Annotated in this window: 15 protein-coding genes and 1 tRNA gene; 11 read left to right on the forward strand and 5 right to left on the reverse strand. The window is 66.8% G+C overall.

Annotated features, from left to right (window positions below):
* The first annotated feature begins 104 nt into the window (after positions 1-104).
* Positions 105-1,232, forward strand: coding sequence for an ATP-dependent DNA helicase (locus tag SI859A1_RS06890; RefSeq protein ID WP_040326375.1), 1,128 nt, complete (start codon positions 105-107; stop codon positions 1,230-1,232).
* Between the two features lie 33 nt (positions 1,233-1,265).
* Here SI859A1_RS06890 and SI859A1_RS20255 read toward each other — a convergent pair whose 3' ends face one another.
* Positions 1,266-1,667 (reverse strand): hypothetical protein, encoded by a 402-nt coding sequence (locus SI859A1_RS20255; RefSeq protein WP_050767469.1) that lies wholly within the window; start codon positions 1,665-1,667, stop codon positions 1,266-1,268.
* Between the two features lie 226 nt (positions 1,668-1,893).
* Positions 1,894-3,450, reverse strand: coding sequence for a hypothetical protein (locus tag SI859A1_RS06900; RefSeq protein ID WP_040325496.1), 1,557 nt, complete (start codon positions 3,448-3,450; stop codon positions 1,894-1,896).
* A gap of 197 nt (positions 3,451-3,647) precedes the next feature.
* Here SI859A1_RS06900 and SI859A1_RS06905 point away from each other — a divergent pair, with 197 nt between their 5' ends.
* The 9 genes from SI859A1_RS06905 (at position 3,648) to SI859A1_RS06945 (ending at position 9,583) form a co-directional block, all read left to right on the forward strand.
* Complete coding sequence (locus SI859A1_RS06905; protein WP_009209108.1) at positions 3,648-4,391, forward strand: pyridoxine 5'-phosphate synthase; 744 nt, start codon at positions 3,648-3,650, stop codon at positions 4,389-4,391.
* A 168-nt stretch (positions 4,392-4,559) separates the two neighbouring features.
* A complete protein-coding gene (locus SI859A1_RS06910) occupies positions 4,560-5,177 on the forward strand; it encodes a TetR/AcrR family transcriptional regulator C-terminal domain-containing protein (RefSeq protein ID WP_050767679.1) in 618 nt (205 codons plus the stop codon).
* Positions 5,178-5,217: 40 nt separating this feature from the next.
* Positions 5,218-6,237: a ketol-acid reductoisomerase gene (ilvC, locus tag SI859A1_RS06915; protein ID WP_009209110.1), complete on the forward strand. Its 1,020-nt coding sequence runs from the start codon at positions 5,218-5,220 to the stop codon at positions 6,235-6,237.
* 156 nt (positions 6,238-6,393) lie between these two features.
* Complete coding sequence (locus tag SI859A1_RS21360; protein WP_148233761.1) at positions 6,394-6,831, forward strand: PilZ domain-containing protein; 438 nt, start codon at positions 6,394-6,396, stop codon at positions 6,829-6,831.
* 165 nt (positions 6,832-6,996) lie between these two features.
* Positions 6,997-7,072, forward strand: a tRNA-Lys gene (locus tag SI859A1_RS06925).
* 965 nt (positions 7,073-8,037) lie between these two features.
* On the forward strand, positions 8,038-8,202 hold the full coding sequence (locus SI859A1_RS21600; protein ID WP_154653360.1) for a hypothetical protein: 165 nt from the start codon (positions 8,038-8,040) through the stop codon (positions 8,200-8,202).
* Positions 8,203-8,219: 17 nt separating this feature from the next.
* Positions 8,220-8,408: a hypothetical protein gene (locus SI859A1_RS06935; protein WP_024348516.1), complete on the forward strand. Its 189-nt coding sequence runs from the start codon at positions 8,220-8,222 to the stop codon at positions 8,406-8,408.
* A 196-nt stretch (positions 8,409-8,604) separates the two neighbouring features.
* On the forward strand, positions 8,605-8,985 hold the full coding sequence (locus tag SI859A1_RS06940; RefSeq protein WP_024348515.1) for a hypothetical protein: 381 nt from the start codon (positions 8,605-8,607) through the stop codon (positions 8,983-8,985).
* The gene (locus SI859A1_RS06945) at positions 8,978-9,583 is read left to right on the forward strand and encodes a metallophosphoesterase (protein WP_024348514.1); all 606 of its coding nucleotides are present in this window, start codon (positions 8,978-8,980) and stop codon (positions 9,581-9,583) included. Before SI859A1_RS06940 ends, SI859A1_RS06945 begins: the two co-directional genes overlap by 8 nt.
* 258 nt (positions 9,584-9,841) lie before the next feature.
* Here SI859A1_RS06945 and SI859A1_RS06950 read toward each other — a convergent pair whose 3' ends face one another.
* Entirely contained in the window at positions 9,842-11,041 is a 1,200-nt protein-coding gene (locus SI859A1_RS06950) for an IS256 family transposase (protein ID WP_009207891.1), read from the reverse strand.
* A 215-nt stretch (positions 11,042-11,256) separates the two neighbouring features.
* Here SI859A1_RS06950 and SI859A1_RS06955 point away from each other — a divergent pair, with 215 nt between their 5' ends.
* The gene (locus tag SI859A1_RS06955; RefSeq protein ID WP_148233762.1) at positions 11,257-11,493 is read left to right on the forward strand and encodes a hypothetical protein; all 237 of its coding nucleotides are present in this window, start codon (positions 11,257-11,259) and stop codon (positions 11,491-11,493) included.
* A 532-nt stretch (positions 11,494-12,025) separates the two neighbouring features.
* Here the strand turns inward: SI859A1_RS06955 and istB are convergent.
* Together istB and istA are read right to left on the reverse strand one after the other, a co-directional pair.
* Entirely contained in the window at positions 12,026-12,898 is an 873-nt protein-coding gene (gene istB / locus SI859A1_RS06960) for an IS21-like element helper ATPase IstB (RefSeq protein ID WP_009209116.1), read from the reverse strand.
* The gene (istA, locus tag SI859A1_RS06965; RefSeq protein ID WP_009209117.1) at positions 12,895-14,394 is read right to left on the reverse strand and encodes an IS21 family transposase; all 1,500 of its coding nucleotides are present in this window, start codon (positions 14,392-14,394) and stop codon (positions 12,895-12,897) included. The genes istB and istA overlap by 4 nt, the downstream gene beginning before the upstream one ends.
* Between the last annotated feature and the right edge of the window lie 92 nt (positions 14,395-14,486).

Here is a 14,486-nt window from a genome sequence, read left to right on the forward strand (position 1 = left end):
GCGCACGGCGCATCGGCGACGAGGGTGAAAAACCGCGCCGGGACCTATAAGGCTGTTGGCAATGGGAATCGGGCCGCGTGCCCGGCTGGCAACCGGAGATCGGCTTGAAACTCTCACCACAGCAGGACGATGCGCTGAAGGCCGTGGCCGACTGGCTGGCGGACGGCGAGACACCGATCTTCCGGCTGTTCGGCTATGCGGGAACCGGCAAGACGACGCTGGCGCGGCATTTCGCCGAGGGCATCGACGGGGCGGTGCAGTTCGCCGCCTTCACCGGCAAGGCGGCGCAGGTGCTGCGCTCGAAGGGCGCCAAGAGTGCGCGCACGCTGCATTCGCTCATCTACCGCCCGCGCGGCGAGGAGACGATCTCCGACGAGGCCAGCGGCCTGTCGCGGGTCTCGCCGACCTTCTCCTTGAACCGGCAGAGCCCGGTCGCGAAGGCCAAGCTGATCATCGTCGACGAGTGCTCGATGGTGGACGAGGCGCTGGGCCGCGACCTGATGTCCTTCGGCACGCCGATACTGGTGCTGGGCGATCCGGGGCAGCTGCCGCCGGTGTCGGGCGGGGGCTTCTTCACCGAGGCCGAGCCGGATTTCCTGTTGACCGAGATCCACCGCCAGGCGCGCGACAACCCGATCATCGACCTTGCCCTGCATGTGCGCGAAGGCAAGGAACTGATGCATGGCGACTGGGGCGCCGCCCGCATCATCGGCAAGCGCGAGGTGGAAACCGACGAGGTGCTGGCCGCCGACCAGGTGCTGGTCGGGACCAACCGCACCCGCCGGCGCTACAACGCGCGGCTGCGCGAGCTGAAGGGCTTCGAGGGCCCGCTGCCGATGTCGGGCGACAAGCTGGTGTGCCTGCGTAACGACCCGGCCAAGGGGCTGCTCAACGGCTCGCTCTGGCAGGTGATGACGGCCTCGCGCGAAACCACCAAGCCGGGCGTCAATCTGATCGTGAAACCGGACGACGACGACATCGACCAGGGCGCCGCCAAGATCCGGCTGCTGAAGGCCGCCTTCGAGGATCCCGACGCCGACATTCCCTGGCCGACGAAGAAGCGTTTCGACGATTTCGACTATGGCTACGCGCTGACTGTGCACAAGGCGCAGGGCTCGCAGTGGAACAACGTCATGCTGTTCGACGAGAGCTGGGCCTTCAAGGAAACGCGCGAGCGCTGGCTCTACACCGCCATCACCCGTGCGGCCGAGCGCCTGACCATCGTCAAATAGCCCCGCCGGGTCCTGCCGGCGGGCAAGCGCGGCCTATTCGGCCGGCGAGAAGGTCGGCGCGTCGCTTGCCACCGAGCCTTTGACGAACAGCCACAGGAACATCAACGCCCCGAGGATGACGGTGATCGAGCCGACGAACAGGAACAGGTTGTCCTCGCCGGTCGCGTCGACCATGATCTTGCCGAGGATCAGGAACACCGTGCCGATCTCGTAGACCGCCAGTTGCGGCAAGGCGAGGCGGCGGGTGCGCAGTTCGGGCCAGACCTTGTGCACCAGGCCGAAGAGGACCGAGGCGACGAAGCCCAGAAGCCCGATATGGGCGTGGGAATTGGAGAAATTGTGGTGGCCGGTCGCGCCGAGCCATGTGCCGAAGACCGCGCCTGCGAGCAGCCACACAATGCCGATGATGACGTAAAGTCTGTCGATCCTGACCATGGCGAAACTCCCGATCCTGCCGAAACAGCTGTGATCCGATGCCGTGCCGCAAGCGACCGGGCAGACATGCGCCGTCGCCAAGGCAGTCTAGTCGCGTTGGCAAGTAATATCGACAGGATTCTCGTTCCTGTCTGGCATGGTATTCCGCTGGGTCAGTCTGAGGCATGAAAAAGGGCGGGAGCCTCACGGTCCCGCCCTTTCCGATCATCGACGCTTCGCTCGGCTGTCAGCAGCCGTTCGCCGTCAGGTATACGGTGCGGTCCTCGATCCGGTCGACCGTGACCGCGCAGCCGTCGCCGAGATCGGCGGAGCCGCCGGCCTCGACCTGCTGGCGCCCGCTGCCGACGACGTAGAGCGTCGCGCCATTGTCGCCGAGGCCGGAGACGAAGACCTTCTTCTCGCCGAAAGTCGCCGTCTGGCCGACCGTGATCCCGCCGTCGCCAGCGGCCGCATCGCCTTCGCTGACCTGTTCGGCCGGTGCGGCTGCGGCGTCGCCCTCGGCAGGCGCGGCGCTTGCGGCCGCATCCGGCTGTTCTGCCGGGGTCTCCTGCGGCGCTGCGGCGGCGTCATCGGAAGCCGGCGCGGCGCTGTCGTCGCTGGTCGCGGCGGCGTCGCCGGTGCAGCCGTCGCTGGCGAGGGTCACCTGACCGTTCTCGATCGCCTCGACTGTCACGCTGCAACCATTGCCGGCATCGAGAGCCGAGCCGACGGCGACCGTCTCGCGGCCGCCGCCGCCGACGGCGAAGAGCGTCGCGCTGTCCTCGATGATGGCGGAGACGAAGATCCGGCTCTCGCCGAAGCTCGCCGTCCCGCCGACCGGTACGGTCTGGCTGGTGGCGCTTGCGGCGGCCGGCTGTTCGGCGGGCGCGTCAGCAGCCGGTTGGGCCGTTTCGGCCGCCTCGGGCTGTTCCGCCGCAGCCGCGGTCTCGGCAGGCGCGTCCTGCGCGGCAGCATCGGGCGCCGTCTCTGCCGCTGCCGGCTGGGTCTCCTGTGCGGGCGCCGCCTCCGCCTGCTGCGGCTCGGCCGCGGCCGCGGCCGTTGCGGCGGCGGCACTCTGGTCGCCGCCGGATGCAGTTGCACCGGCGCAATCCTGCGATTCGAGATAGGCGGCGCCGGCGGCCACGCCGGCCAGCGTCACCTGGCAGCCATTGCCGGCGTCGATCGCGCTGCCGGACGTCACGTCCTTCGGATCGCCGCCGGCGACCGCCAGCGTCGCGCTGCCGTTTTCGGCAGAGATCGACACCAGTTGCACCGGATTGCCGCCGAAGATCGCCGACTGGCCCGGCAGCAGGATCGCGCCGGTGTTGCCGACCTGGCTTGCCAGCGCTGCCGGGTCGCCGCCTGCGGCATCCGACCCGCCCTGCGGCGCGGCAGCCGGTGCGGCGGCGATGTCGCCCTTCAGCCCCTCGATCGCAGCGGCGAGTTCGTCGAGCTTGGCGGCCGCCGCATCGCGGGCCTCGCCGGCGCCGCTCTGCAGCGACTGTCCGAGCGCCTCGGTGCGGCTCTGGAAGTCGCCGCCCATCTGATCGAGACGGGCGCCCAGATCGGCGATGGCCTGCTGCGTCTGCGCCACCGCGTCGTCGGCGGGGGCCGCCGCCTGCTGGCTCAGCTCCGAGACGCTGGTCTGCAGTTTTTCGATCTCGGCCTGCATCCGGCCGGCGACGCCCTGCATCTGGTTGCCCAGATCCTCCTGAAGGTCGTCATAATCGGGGCCGACGGCCCAGCCGATCGCAATGCCGACGACCCCGGCGACGACGATCGGTATGAAGTTCGAACCACGCATGCTGTCTCTCCCTCGCAACGCGTCCCGGGGGGAGCCCCGGGCATTGGTAACGTGTTCAACAGACTAGCGGTCGGGCAGGGGCTTTCAACACGCATTCGGCGCGCCGGGCCGGATCGGGAGGTTTTCTCGCCCGGCCGTTGACCGGTCGCCGGGGATCGCACACTTACGGGGCGCCGAAACGTTTCCGCGAGGCCCGCATGTCGACCGCTCTTTCCGTCAATCTCAATGCCGTCGCCATGCTGCGCAATCGCCGCGACCTGCCGTGGCCGAGCGTGGTCGATTTCGGCCGGATCGCGCTGCGAGCCGGGGCCCATGGCCTGACCGTGCATCCGCGCCCGGACCAGCGGCACATCCGGTTCTCCGACCTGCCGGAGCTGCGCGCCCTGATCGACAACGAGTTTCCGGCGGCCGAATTCAACATCGAGGGCTATCCGACCGAGGACTTCCTCGCCCTGGTCGAGACCGTCAGTCCCGAGCAGGTGACGCTGGTTCCCGACGATCCCTCGCAGCCGACCTCGGACCATGGCTGGGATTTTGCCGGGGAGGGGGCGTTCCTGACGCCCATCGTCGCGCGGTTGCAGGCCGGCGGGGCGCGGGTCTCGCTGTTTGCCGATGCCGACCCGTCGGCGATGAAGGCGGCGGCGGCAACGGGCTGCGACCGAATCGAGCTCTATACCGGCCCCTATGGCGGCACCCATGCCGACCCGGAAGCGGCGAAGGCCGAGATCGAGCGGCTCGGCGCGACGGCCGACGCGGCGCTTGCGGCGGGGCTGGGCGTCAATGCCGGGCACGACCTGACCGTGGCGAATTTGCCGGCGCTGGTCGCGCGCATTCCGGAGCTGGCCGAGGTCTCGATCGGCCACGGCCTCACCGCCGACGCGCTGGAATACGGCATGGAGACCTCGGTGCGGCGGTTCCGGGCCGCCTGCGGCCAAGGCTGAGCCCGCCGCGAACTCAGGCGCCCGATGGCGAAAGGGCGGGCGCTGCGGATTTCCGCTTGCGTCCGCCGCCGACACCTCCTAGAAGCCGTACCGTAACGTACGGTACGGCTCTCGCGAGCCGCCCCTGGAGGCAGTGTGTCGGCAACCGAAACCATCGCCGTGGAGAGCATGACGGAGCGCCAGTGCGATGTGCTGGACGCGGCGCTGCGCCTGCTCGTCGAGGCGCGCCGGCCGCTGACCATGACCGCCGTGGCGCGTGCCGCGAGCTGCTCCAAGGAAACGCTGTACAAATGGTTCGGCGACCGCGACGGTCTGCTGACGGCGACGGTGCAGTGGCAGGCCGCAAAGGTCCGCGGCGTGCCGGTGGGGGCGGAGGCGGCATCGCGCGAGCGCCTCGCCGCGCATCTGACCCAGTTCGCCCGCGACTGGCTCACCGTCCTCAGCGGTCCGACCTCGGTCGCGCTCAACCGGCTGGCCATTGCCGAGGCCGGCTCGAAGACCGCCGATCTCGGTGCCATCGTTCTGCATAACGGGCCCTTCGCCATGGCCCGGCGGCTGAAGCCGGCGCTGGAGGCCGGCCGAAATGCCGGGCTGGTGCGCTTCGAGGACGCCGACGACGCCTTCCGCAGCTTCTTCGGCCTCGTCGTGCGCGACGTGCAGATCCGGCTCTTACTCGGCGACCGGCTGACGCTCGACAAGGCGGCCGTCGCCCGCGACGCGGAGCGCGCCACCACCCAGTTCTTCGCTCTTTACGGAGTGGACGAGGAGAGGCCGGTCACGGCCTGAATTCACGACGACAACCACAGCATCCAAAGGAGGATACAGCATGCGCGTCTATTACGATCGGGATGCCGATCTCAACCTCATCAAGTCCCGCAAGGTCGCGATCATCGGCTATGGCAGCCAGGGCCGCGCCCATGCGCTGAACCTGAAGGATTCCGGCGCCAACGACGTCGCCGTCGCCCTGCGCGCCGGTTCGGCGACCGCCAAGAAGGCCGAGGCCGACGGCTTCAAGGTGATGACCGTCTCCGAGGCGGCCGGCTGGGCCGACCTGATGATGATGGCCACCCCGGACGAGCTCCAGGCCGACATCTACCGCGACGAGATCGCCCCGAACATCCGCGACGGCGCGGCCATCGCCTTCGCCCACGGCCTCAACGTGCATTTCGGCCTGATCGAGCCGAAGGCGACCGTCGACGTCGTCATGATCGCGCCGAAGGGCCCGGGCCACACCGTGCGCGGCGAATACCAGAAGGGCGGCGGCGTGCCGTGCCTCGTCGCCGTCCACCAGGACCCGTCGGGCAACGCGCTCGATCTGGCGCTGTCCTACGCCTGCGGCGTCGGCGGCGGTCGCTCGGGCATCATCGAGACCAACTTCAAGGAAGAGTGCGAGACCGATCTGTTCGGCGAGCAGGTCGTCCTGTGCGGCGGTCTGGTCGAGCTGATCCGCGCCGGCTTCGAGACGCTGGTGGAAGCCGGCTATGCGCCGGAAATGGCCTATTTCGAGTGCCTGCACGAAGTGAAGCTGATCGTCGACCTCATCTATGAGGGCGGCATCGCCAACATGAACTACTCGATCTCCAACACCGCCGAGTGGGGCGAGTACGTCTCCGGCCCGCGCATCATCACCGCCGAGACCAAGGCCGAGATGAAGCGGGTTCTGGCCGACATCCAGACCGGCAAGTTCACCTCGGACTGGATGCAGGAGTACCGGGCCGGTGGCGCGCGCTTCAAGGGCATCCGCCGCCTCAACGACAAGCACCAGATCGAGGAAGTCGGCGAGAAGCTGCGCGGCATGATGCCGTGGATCAAGTCGAACGCGCTGGTCGACAAGGACCGCAACTAGGCGCTTCGCTTAAGCCAAGCCTGCAACAGTTTGAGCGCCGGCGGGACCTGTCCCGCCGGCGCTTTGCATTTCGTTTGAATCTCACCGGGTTTGGTTCAGGAATTGCAAAGGAGTTCCTGCGACAACCGGACCGACTGTCCTGGCATGGAGGCCGATATGGCTGCGCTTCCCGAACATGAACCGGACGATTCGGAACGCCGCGTCGCGCCCCGCACGCGCACGCTCAAGCGCGCCAAGGTCATCTTCAACGGCGGCTTTTCCACCTTCGACTGCATCGTGCGCAATATCTCGGCGACCGGTGCCCTGCTCACCATCGACGATGCGGCGCATCTGCCCAAGGAATTCCAGATCCGGATCGGCGAAGAGCGCGACGAGCGACCGGCACGCCTGGTCTATCGCCGCGCCATGTTCGCCGGCATCCGCTTCCTCGACGTCGAGCCCGGCCCGGAGGCAGGCGACCAGCGTCCGCTGGCGCCGCAGACGGCGGCCAGGCAGCCCGAGTCGCAGCCGACCCCAGCCCCGGCCGGCGGCATTCGCAAGATCACGCCGGAAGCGCTGCCAGCTGCCCTGACGCGCCTCTTCGCCTGGTCCTGACCCGCGTCGAAACCCCTCCCGCGCGGCACCTGACGCCCCGTCTCGACCGCTTGCCGCGCACTCTGCAAAAATAACCGTCATCGCACTGCAAAAAATGCCCGCTGACGGGTGGACAGCCACCGCGCTTCCGCTTATGTAGCCGCTACCGAACGCCACCGGCGTCGTGGGTGATTAGCTCAGTTGGTAGAGCAGCTGACTCTTAATCAGCGGGTCGTAGGTTCGAACCCTACATCACCCACCAAATTTTCTTGATATAGCAGGCACTTGGGGGCCGCAGGTGTGACCTTGCGGTCAGCGCGATGGCTTCTCAGGTCACGTACAGGTCACAGCCAAAATAGTTTACGAGCCCCCGCTGGGCCTGATTCCAAGTTGCGGGGCCTGCTGCCGCTTCGGGTTCACTGCCACGATCTTCAAGCGGACCACGGACAGTCGTCCAATGCCCAGCGCCCTCGCGAAGGTCTTGTTCATCTGCTTCCCCTTTTGTGGGTCGAGGCGCGTGACCGGTCAGGTCACGCCTGTTGCGATCAGGCACCCCGCGCGTCGCGGTGCCCGCCGTGATTTCGCTCCGCCGAAGTGTCGCCACCCGGGGAGTGAAGGCCTACGGGTTAGCGCCCCTGCCGGTCGGCGCCCGGTGGGGTGGGGCCCACGATTCCCCTCGCAGAGGGGGCCGAACTGGTAGACCTCGGCGGCCGCGTTCACCGTGACGGCCCATCCCGCAAGATTCGAGGTCGCCATCCCGCCCTCCGCCGGCGGTTTCGCGCCCGCGCCTCGGCGCCCCGTGCTGGTCCACCAACACCAGGAGGACACCATCGACGACCCCAACTCCGACCACCTCTACGCCCTGCTTGAGATCGGCTTTGGCCCGATCCACGAATGGCCGCGACCGGACGACGGCCCGGCGGCGGAGGCCGCCATCAACCGTGCTCTCGACGTCGCCTTTCGGCCGCCCATCGACGCCGCTTCCGGGAGGAACTCCGCTTCGGCCAGCACGGCGAGGACGCAGGGGGCTTCCTGTGGCGTTGCTGGTGCCGCGCGATGCAGCAGCCGAACGTCTTCCTCGATCGCTATGGCCGTGGGTACGCGTCGCCGGGAGAGGCAGCCTGATCTCTGCCGCCGATCCCCCTCGAATCTGACGCCATCCCGCCGGCGCCCAACGCTTCTCTTGGGGCACGCGGGGGACCGGGTCCGCAACGAGGGAGAGAGACAATGACCGACCATACGCATGACATCGCCGTCCGAAGGGCAAACGGCCTCGGCTGCACCCCGGCCGTCGCCGCATACATGCTCGCATTGGAGGCGCACCTCGAGACGCTCGAGGAGAAAGTGGGCGAGCTCCGCTACGACGTCCGCAGAATCCGGCGCGCAGCTTGAGAAGCGAGGGAGAGACCATGACGTACCGTTCCGCCGCCGAAACCATCGCCGCGCTCGACTTCGAAGACAGGAAGTCCTTCCAGTCGGTCATCTACAGGATCCGGCTTGCCGAGCGTGGCGCGGCTGCCGCCATGGCGTACCTCGACACCGAGGTCGCGGCGGGCGACCGGGCCGAGGTCCTGCGGCTGTCGGCGCAGGCCGCCTGATCCACCCCACCCCGTCGACGACACCAGCCCCGGCCACCGCGCCGGTTTGTTTGCCCGCCGGCCGGCTTGACGCCAACCCTCCCGACGCCGCACAAGGCTCTCATGATCTCTCGCTCGCAGCTCATACGTCGCCGTACTGCCTGACGGTCCCTTCCGGGCCGCGCCGACGCACGCCCCGACAGATAGAGCGACCGCCATGACGAGAGACATCCCGCCCAACCCGTTCAAGACGCAATTGCGGTCCGCCGCCCGACACCTCTCGATGGCGCTGCGGCTGCTCGACCGGGAGAGCCGGGCGATGGTCGACCTCGCCCGCGACAGTTATGAGGGCTACCGGGCGCGACATGCTCTAGCGAGCGCTCTAGTCTGCGCCAGCCAAGCGCTCATCACCCCGTATTGGCCCAGGGCGTTTGCCGACGCGGAGGCGTTCAAGGTTGCATTCCGAGACCTGAACCTTTTGCGAGTCCGGGCTCGCGACGCGGAGGTCACCTCCTCGGTGATCGGCGACGCAACTCCGCATCTGCGAATGCTCCTCGAAGCGACCCATCAAGCGATGGAGGATGCGAGCCATGGCTGAGATCTTCTTCACCGCCGACACCCACTTCGGCCATCGCGGCATCATCGCGATGTGCGATCGCCCGTTCTACGATGTCGAGGACATGGACGAGGGTCTCATCCGCCGCTGGAATGACCGCGTGCGGAAATCCGACATCGTCTACCACCTCGGTGACTTCACCATGGGCGCAACGGCGGGACGCGGCCGCGAGATCTTCGACCGTCTGAACGGCCGCAAGCACCTCATCATCGGCAACCATGACCGGGAGAAGGTGCGCACGCTCCCTTGGGCGTCTCCGCCGCGTGACCGCCTGATGCTCCGGCACCCGGAGGAGAAGATGCCCGTGGTGCTCGACCACTACGCCCTTCGCACCTGGCCCAGCCTCCATCACGGTGCCATTCATCTCTACGGACATTCGCACGGCAGCCTGCCGGGCATCGGGCGTTCGGTCGACGTCGGCGTCGATGTTTGGAATTACACGCCAGTGACGCTCAACGAGATCCGCCCGACGCTGGAGCGGCAGCAGGCGGTGCTCGACGACGCGAGGGCGGCGCGGGCAGTCAGCGAAATGGACGACGAGGCTCGCGGCGATGCGCATACGAGTGAACTGCCACTATAGCAAATGTCCGACCGGTTCCTTTCGGCAGCTAATTCCCGTTGTCTCGACTTATTCGAATCCGGTGAGCCCTTCGCCGGTCATGCCGGAATGCAGTCGTTGACGTCGATTCCCGAGCCCTCCAAGTTGCCGTTCTCAAACCGGAGGCGATCCCCATGGCATTCACGAATCCTCACGCAGTCCAGGGCGGCGCTCGATAGTGTCCCACCATGTGGTGTAGCTGACGGCGATGGCCGTGCGGTTCCGGCCAAGCCGGATTGATCAGCGTGCCACGGCTGGCAGGCTAACGAACGGATCATCGCTCAGGGGAGCGACGGATTCCAGTGTCATGTACCTGGCCCGCTGAACCGCCCACTCATCATTTTGCTCGAGCAGCAGCGCGCCGACGAGGCGCTGGATGGCCTCATCGTTGGGAAAGATGCCGACGACGTCGGTGCGCCGCTTGATCTCGCCGTTCAGCCGCTCGATCGGATTCGTGCTGTGCAATTTGGCCCGATGCTCCCTAGGGAAGGTCATGTAGGCCAGCACGTCGGGCTCGGCCTCGTCGAGGATGGCAGCGAGCTTCGGCACCTTTGGCCGGATCTGGTCGGCGACGGAGCGCCATTGCTGGCTGGCGGCCTCTGGCGTCTCTTGGGCAAAGGCGGTGGCGATGAAGGCGGAGACGACACGACGGCCGCTCTTGCCAGCATGGGCCAGGACGTTGCGCATGAAGTGCACGCGGCAGCGCTGCCATGTCGCCGTTAGCACCTTGGTGACCGCGGCTTTGATGCCCTCGTGAGCGTCGGACACGACGAGCTTCACGCCGCGAAGGCCGCGTCGGGTCAGCTTTCTCAGGAACTCGGTCCAGATCGGCTCGGCTTCCGAGGTGCCGATCTCCATGCCGAGAACCTCACGCCGGCCATCGGCGTTGACGCCGACGGCGATGATCACGGCAACCGAGACGATGCGGCCGCCGCGGCGGACCTTGAGGTAGGTGGCGTCGATCCAGAGATAGGGCCAGTCGCCTTCGATCGGCCGCTCCAGAAAGGCTTTTACCTTGCCGTCGATCTCTTCACACAGCCTCGACACCTGGCTCTTGGAGATGCCGGTCATGCCCATCGCCTTGACCAGGTCGTCGACCGAGCGCGTCGAGATGCCCTGGACATAGGCCTCTTGAATGACGGCCGTCAGGGCCTTCTCGGCCATGCGCCGCGGCTCCAGAAAGCCGGGAAAGTAGCTGCCCCTGCGCAGCTTTGGGATGCGCAACTCGACTGTGCCGGCTCTCGTCTGCCAGTCCCTGTCGCGGTAGCCATTGCGCTGGGCGAGGCGCTCGGCACTCTTCTCGCCATAGCCGGCGCCAGTCGCGGCACCGACCTCCAGTTCCATCAGCCGCTCGGCGGCAAAGCCGATCATCTCGCGCAGCAGATCGGCATCAGGGGTCTTCTCCAGAAGGCTGCGCAGGCCCATCATGTCATTGGTCATCAGGGGATCTCCGGTTGCAGTTAGGTCTCGCAACCCAAGCCTAACCGGAAACCGCTGGTGACCACCGCGCCGCCAATCTCGTCCTACAGCGCGATGAAAGGCGCGGACGAGATTGGCGACGCTATCGCCGAGCTACACCACCTATGGGGACACGACCCGGCGCTCTCGCCACCGGAGCCATCGCTGCAGTCGTAATGCATCAGACAATCTTCGGCTTGATCGACGCGATCCGCGCCGGCCGCATCGCCCGTGAAGAAGAGGCTGCCCATGGCGCGTGGGACCACGCCCTGTCGTCGGCGCGCCATGATGCCGGTCAGATGTCCACGCTCGCCAAGGCTGCGGTCACGATGGCCCTCGACGCGCAAGACGAAGCCGCCGAACTCCGCGCCGAGATCGCCCGCCTCCGCCGCGCCGTCGACCAGCGCGACGCCGTCATCCGGTCGCTCGGCTGATGCCGTATCTCCCATGGCTCCACCAGACTCTGGTTGACCTCGTAGAGTGGCCGGAGGCCCAAGAAGTGGCCATCGCTCTCCATACGAGCCACGTAAAGGCCACTGAGAACGACGTTGACGGGTCGGGCGGGGTAAACCCTACCTCGCGAAAAGACGTCGCTCTTAGGAAGTGCTCCTCCTAGGCGAACGCGAACGGCGAGGGTGCCGGCTGGTTTTCGACGCTGTGGATTGGTCGCGGGGCAGGGGCCTCGAACAAACGCTCTCATTGTTTGCGGCTTTTGCCGATGGCTCCTGACCGCTGTATTCGAGGCTTCTCCACGGCGGATCAGGCATGGGGCCACGATCTGCCGGGTGAAACTCGCTCGTCCTGGAGCGGAGTTTACGATCGCATTTGATCTGACCGGGGTGTCAACGTCGGAGCAAAACCAGGCCAGCGGGACGGAGTAAAAGCAGGCCACCTGGCCGACAGGGGCGCGACATAGGAAAGGGCCCGATCGGGCCTTTTCCTATGTCACGCGGTCGATCCTAAGGATCAGGGGTCAGTGATCTCGCCGGTATCGGGATCCACGGTCTCGGCGGTGGCCTGGTTTTGCTCCGCCCTTGCCGCGGCAGCCCGTCGTTGCCCGGCGGACTGCTTGAGGCGGTAGCTGTCGCCATTCATCGTCAGGATATGGACATGGTGCGTCAGGCGATCGAGCAACGCGCCGGTGAGCCGCTCCGACCCCAGGACGCTCGTCCAGTCCTCGAACGGCAGGTTCGAGGTGACGATGGTGGAGCCGCGCTCGTAGCGCTGCGAGAACACCTCGAACAGAAGCTCGGCGCCCGTCGGTGAGAGCGGCACGTAGCCAAGCTCGTCGACGATGAGGAGTTGCACCGCCTGAAGATCGCGTTGCTGCTTCAGAAGACGGCGCTCGTCGCGGGCTTCCATGAGCTGGTGAACGAGGGCCGCCGCGGTGGTGAACGTGACGGTGAGCCCCTTCTGGCAGGCGGCCAGTCCAAGAGCCAGGGCCACATGGCTCTTGCCGGTGCCGGAGTTGCCGAGGGCGATGACGTTCTCCCGGCGCAGGATGAACTCGCACCGCGCCAGCTCGAGCACCAGCATCTTGTTGAGGCTCGCAATCGCGGTGAAGTCGAACGTGTCGAGGCTTTTGACCGCCGGGAACCGGGCCGCCTTGATCCGTCGCTCGATCGTGCGGCGCTCCCGATCGATCAGCTCCAATTCGATCAGGCGAAGCAGGTAGCGGGGATGGTCGACACCCTCGCGGGCGCATTCGCGGGCGACCTTGTCATACTCCCGCAGAACCGTCGGCAGCTTCAACTGCTTGAGATGGTGCGCGAGCAGGACCTGCGGCGTGCCGCTCGTGGTTCCCGTCGGCATCGTATCGGTCCCTGACTTGCCGCTCATGCTGCCTTCCCGGGGACCAGAACGGCATAGTCAGCCGCCGCCGTTGTCCTCACATCCATCTTCGGCAGATGCGGATATCGAGAGAGGTCAAGCCGCAGGGGCCGTCGTTCGATCCGCGACAGAGCGATCAGCTTGACCGCGTCGAACCCGATCGCGCCGAGCCGGATCGCCTCGGTGACCGCGGCCGCCACGATCCCCATCGGCATCGCCTCCATCAGCCGCAGCACCTGGATGAACTCCCGCTTGCCGCGATTGCCCATACGGGCCTCCAGAAGATGGCGCAGATGCTGGAACGTCTCGGGCAGATCCCAGCCCTGCAACGGCGCCGCCTGGTCGAGGGCGTTCGGCTTCATCTCGAGCAGCATCAGATAATGCAGCGGGTCGAAGACAAAGGTGCCGGTGGCATAGGAGCGGCGGTGTCGGGCGATCTCTTCGCCGGCACACAGGATCACCACCTCGTCGACAAAGCCCTTCACCAGAACATCCCGGAAGCCGAACGATGTCGGCACCGAGTAGTCGTTGCAGCGGTAGCGGACCAGGGCGGTGGACGAGACCCGGGCCGCTCGCTTCTCGCACGGCTCGAGCGGTGTCGCCGGCAAGTCCTTGAAGGCCTCCAGATCGGCGACGAGCCGCTCGCCGATCGTCTCGCTATGGCGTCCGGCGACTTCGCCCTGCCGCTGCCGGCAGCGCTCCGCCAGCATGGCGTTGAGATCGTCGAAGCTCGCCGCCTGCGGGATCGGCGTCATGAAGTTCGACCGGGCATACTTCACCAGCCCCTCGACTTTCCCTTTGTCATTCCCCTTTCCAGGGCGGCCGAAACGATCGGCAAAAAGGTAGTGGCTCTGGAGTTCCGTGAAGGCCCGGGTGCGCTCACGGCGGCCGTCGCCGCAGATCCTGGCCACCGCGATCGTGGTGTTGTCGTACAAGATCGACAGCGGCACCTTGCCGAAGAAGTCGAACGCCGACACGTGACCGTCCAGGAAGGCTTCCGTCGTCTCCCGCGGATAGGCCTTCACGAACGGCGCGTCCGACTGCGGCACGTCCATGCAGAAGAAGTGGATCTTCTGCCGGACCCCGCCGATCACGCCGATCGCCTCGCCGAAGTCCACCTGGGCATGACCTGGTGAATGCGCCAGCGGAACGAAGGTCTCGCGCAGGCGCCCCCGGGCAATCCGGACATAGTCCTTCACCACCGTCAGGCCGCCGCCATAGCCGTGTTCGTCGCGCAGACGCTCGAAAATCCGCTTGGCCGTGTGCTGCTGCTTGACCGGCGCCGTGCCGTCCGCTTCCAGGATCCAATCGATCACCGGCAGCAACGCTCCCAGCTTCGGCCTGGCAACCGGCTTCACCCGCGTGTAGCCCGGCGGTAACGAGAACCGGCACATCTTCGAGACCGTCTCGCGGCTCAGCCCAAACACCCGGGCCGCTTCTCGCTGGCTGTTGCGCTCGATAAGCACGAAATGCCGAACGGCGGCGTAAACTTCCACAGCGAACATTCCCGGCCGTTCCCCAAAAGGAAATCAGCCTAACCACTGGCCGGATTTTACTCCGGCCGCCGCAGCATCAGCGCCGCCGCTCCGTGGCCTAC

The organism is Aurantimonas manganoxydans SI85-9A1 (assembly GCF_000153465.1).
Lineage (GTDB): Bacteria > Pseudomonadota > Alphaproteobacteria > Rhizobiales > Rhizobiaceae > Aurantimonas > Aurantimonas manganoxydans.

Coding starts and splice junctions, on each gene's coding strand:
- SI859A1_RS20255 (WP_050767469.1), bottom strand. CDS start 1,667: ATGGTCAGGATCGACAGACTTTACGTCATCATCGGCATTGTGTGGCTG.
- SI859A1_RS06900 (WP_040325496.1), bottom strand. CDS start 3,450: ATGCGTGGTTCGAACTTCATACCGATCGTCGTCGCCGGGGTCGTCGGC.
- SI859A1_RS06905 (WP_009209108.1), top strand. CDS start 3,648: ATGTCGACCGCTCTTTCCGTCAATCTCAATGCCGTCGCCATGCTGCGC.
- SI859A1_RS06910 (WP_050767679.1), top strand. CDS start 4,560: ATGACGGAGCGCCAGTGCGATGTGCTGGACGCGGCGCTGCGCCTGCTC.
- ilvC (WP_009209110.1), top strand. CDS start 5,218: ATGCGCGTCTATTACGATCGGGATGCCGATCTCAACCTCATCAAGTCC.
- SI859A1_RS21360 (WP_148233761.1), top strand. CDS start 6,394: ATGGCTGCGCTTCCCGAACATGAACCGGACGATTCGGAACGCCGCGTC.
- SI859A1_RS21600 (WP_154653360.1), top strand. CDS start 8,038: ATGACCGACCATACGCATGACATCGCCGTCCGAAGGGCAAACGGCCTC.
- SI859A1_RS06935 (WP_024348516.1), top strand. CDS start 8,220: ATGACGTACCGTTCCGCCGCCGAAACCATCGCCGCGCTCGACTTCGAA.
- SI859A1_RS06940 (WP_024348515.1), top strand. CDS start 8,605: ATGACGAGAGACATCCCGCCCAACCCGTTCAAGACGCAATTGCGGTCC.
- SI859A1_RS06945 (WP_024348514.1), top strand. CDS start 8,978: ATGGCTGAGATCTTCTTCACCGCCGACACCCACTTCGGCCATCGCGGC.
- SI859A1_RS06950 (WP_009207891.1), bottom strand. CDS start 11,041: ATGACCAATGACATGATGGGCCTGCGCAGCCTTCTGGAGAAGACCCCT.
- istB (WP_009209116.1), bottom strand. CDS start 12,898: ATGAGCGGCAAGTCAGGGACCGATACGATGCCGACGGGAACCACGAGC.
- istA (WP_009209117.1), bottom strand. CDS start 14,394: ATGTTCGCTGTGGAAGTTTACGCCGCCGTTCGGCATTTCGTGCTTATC.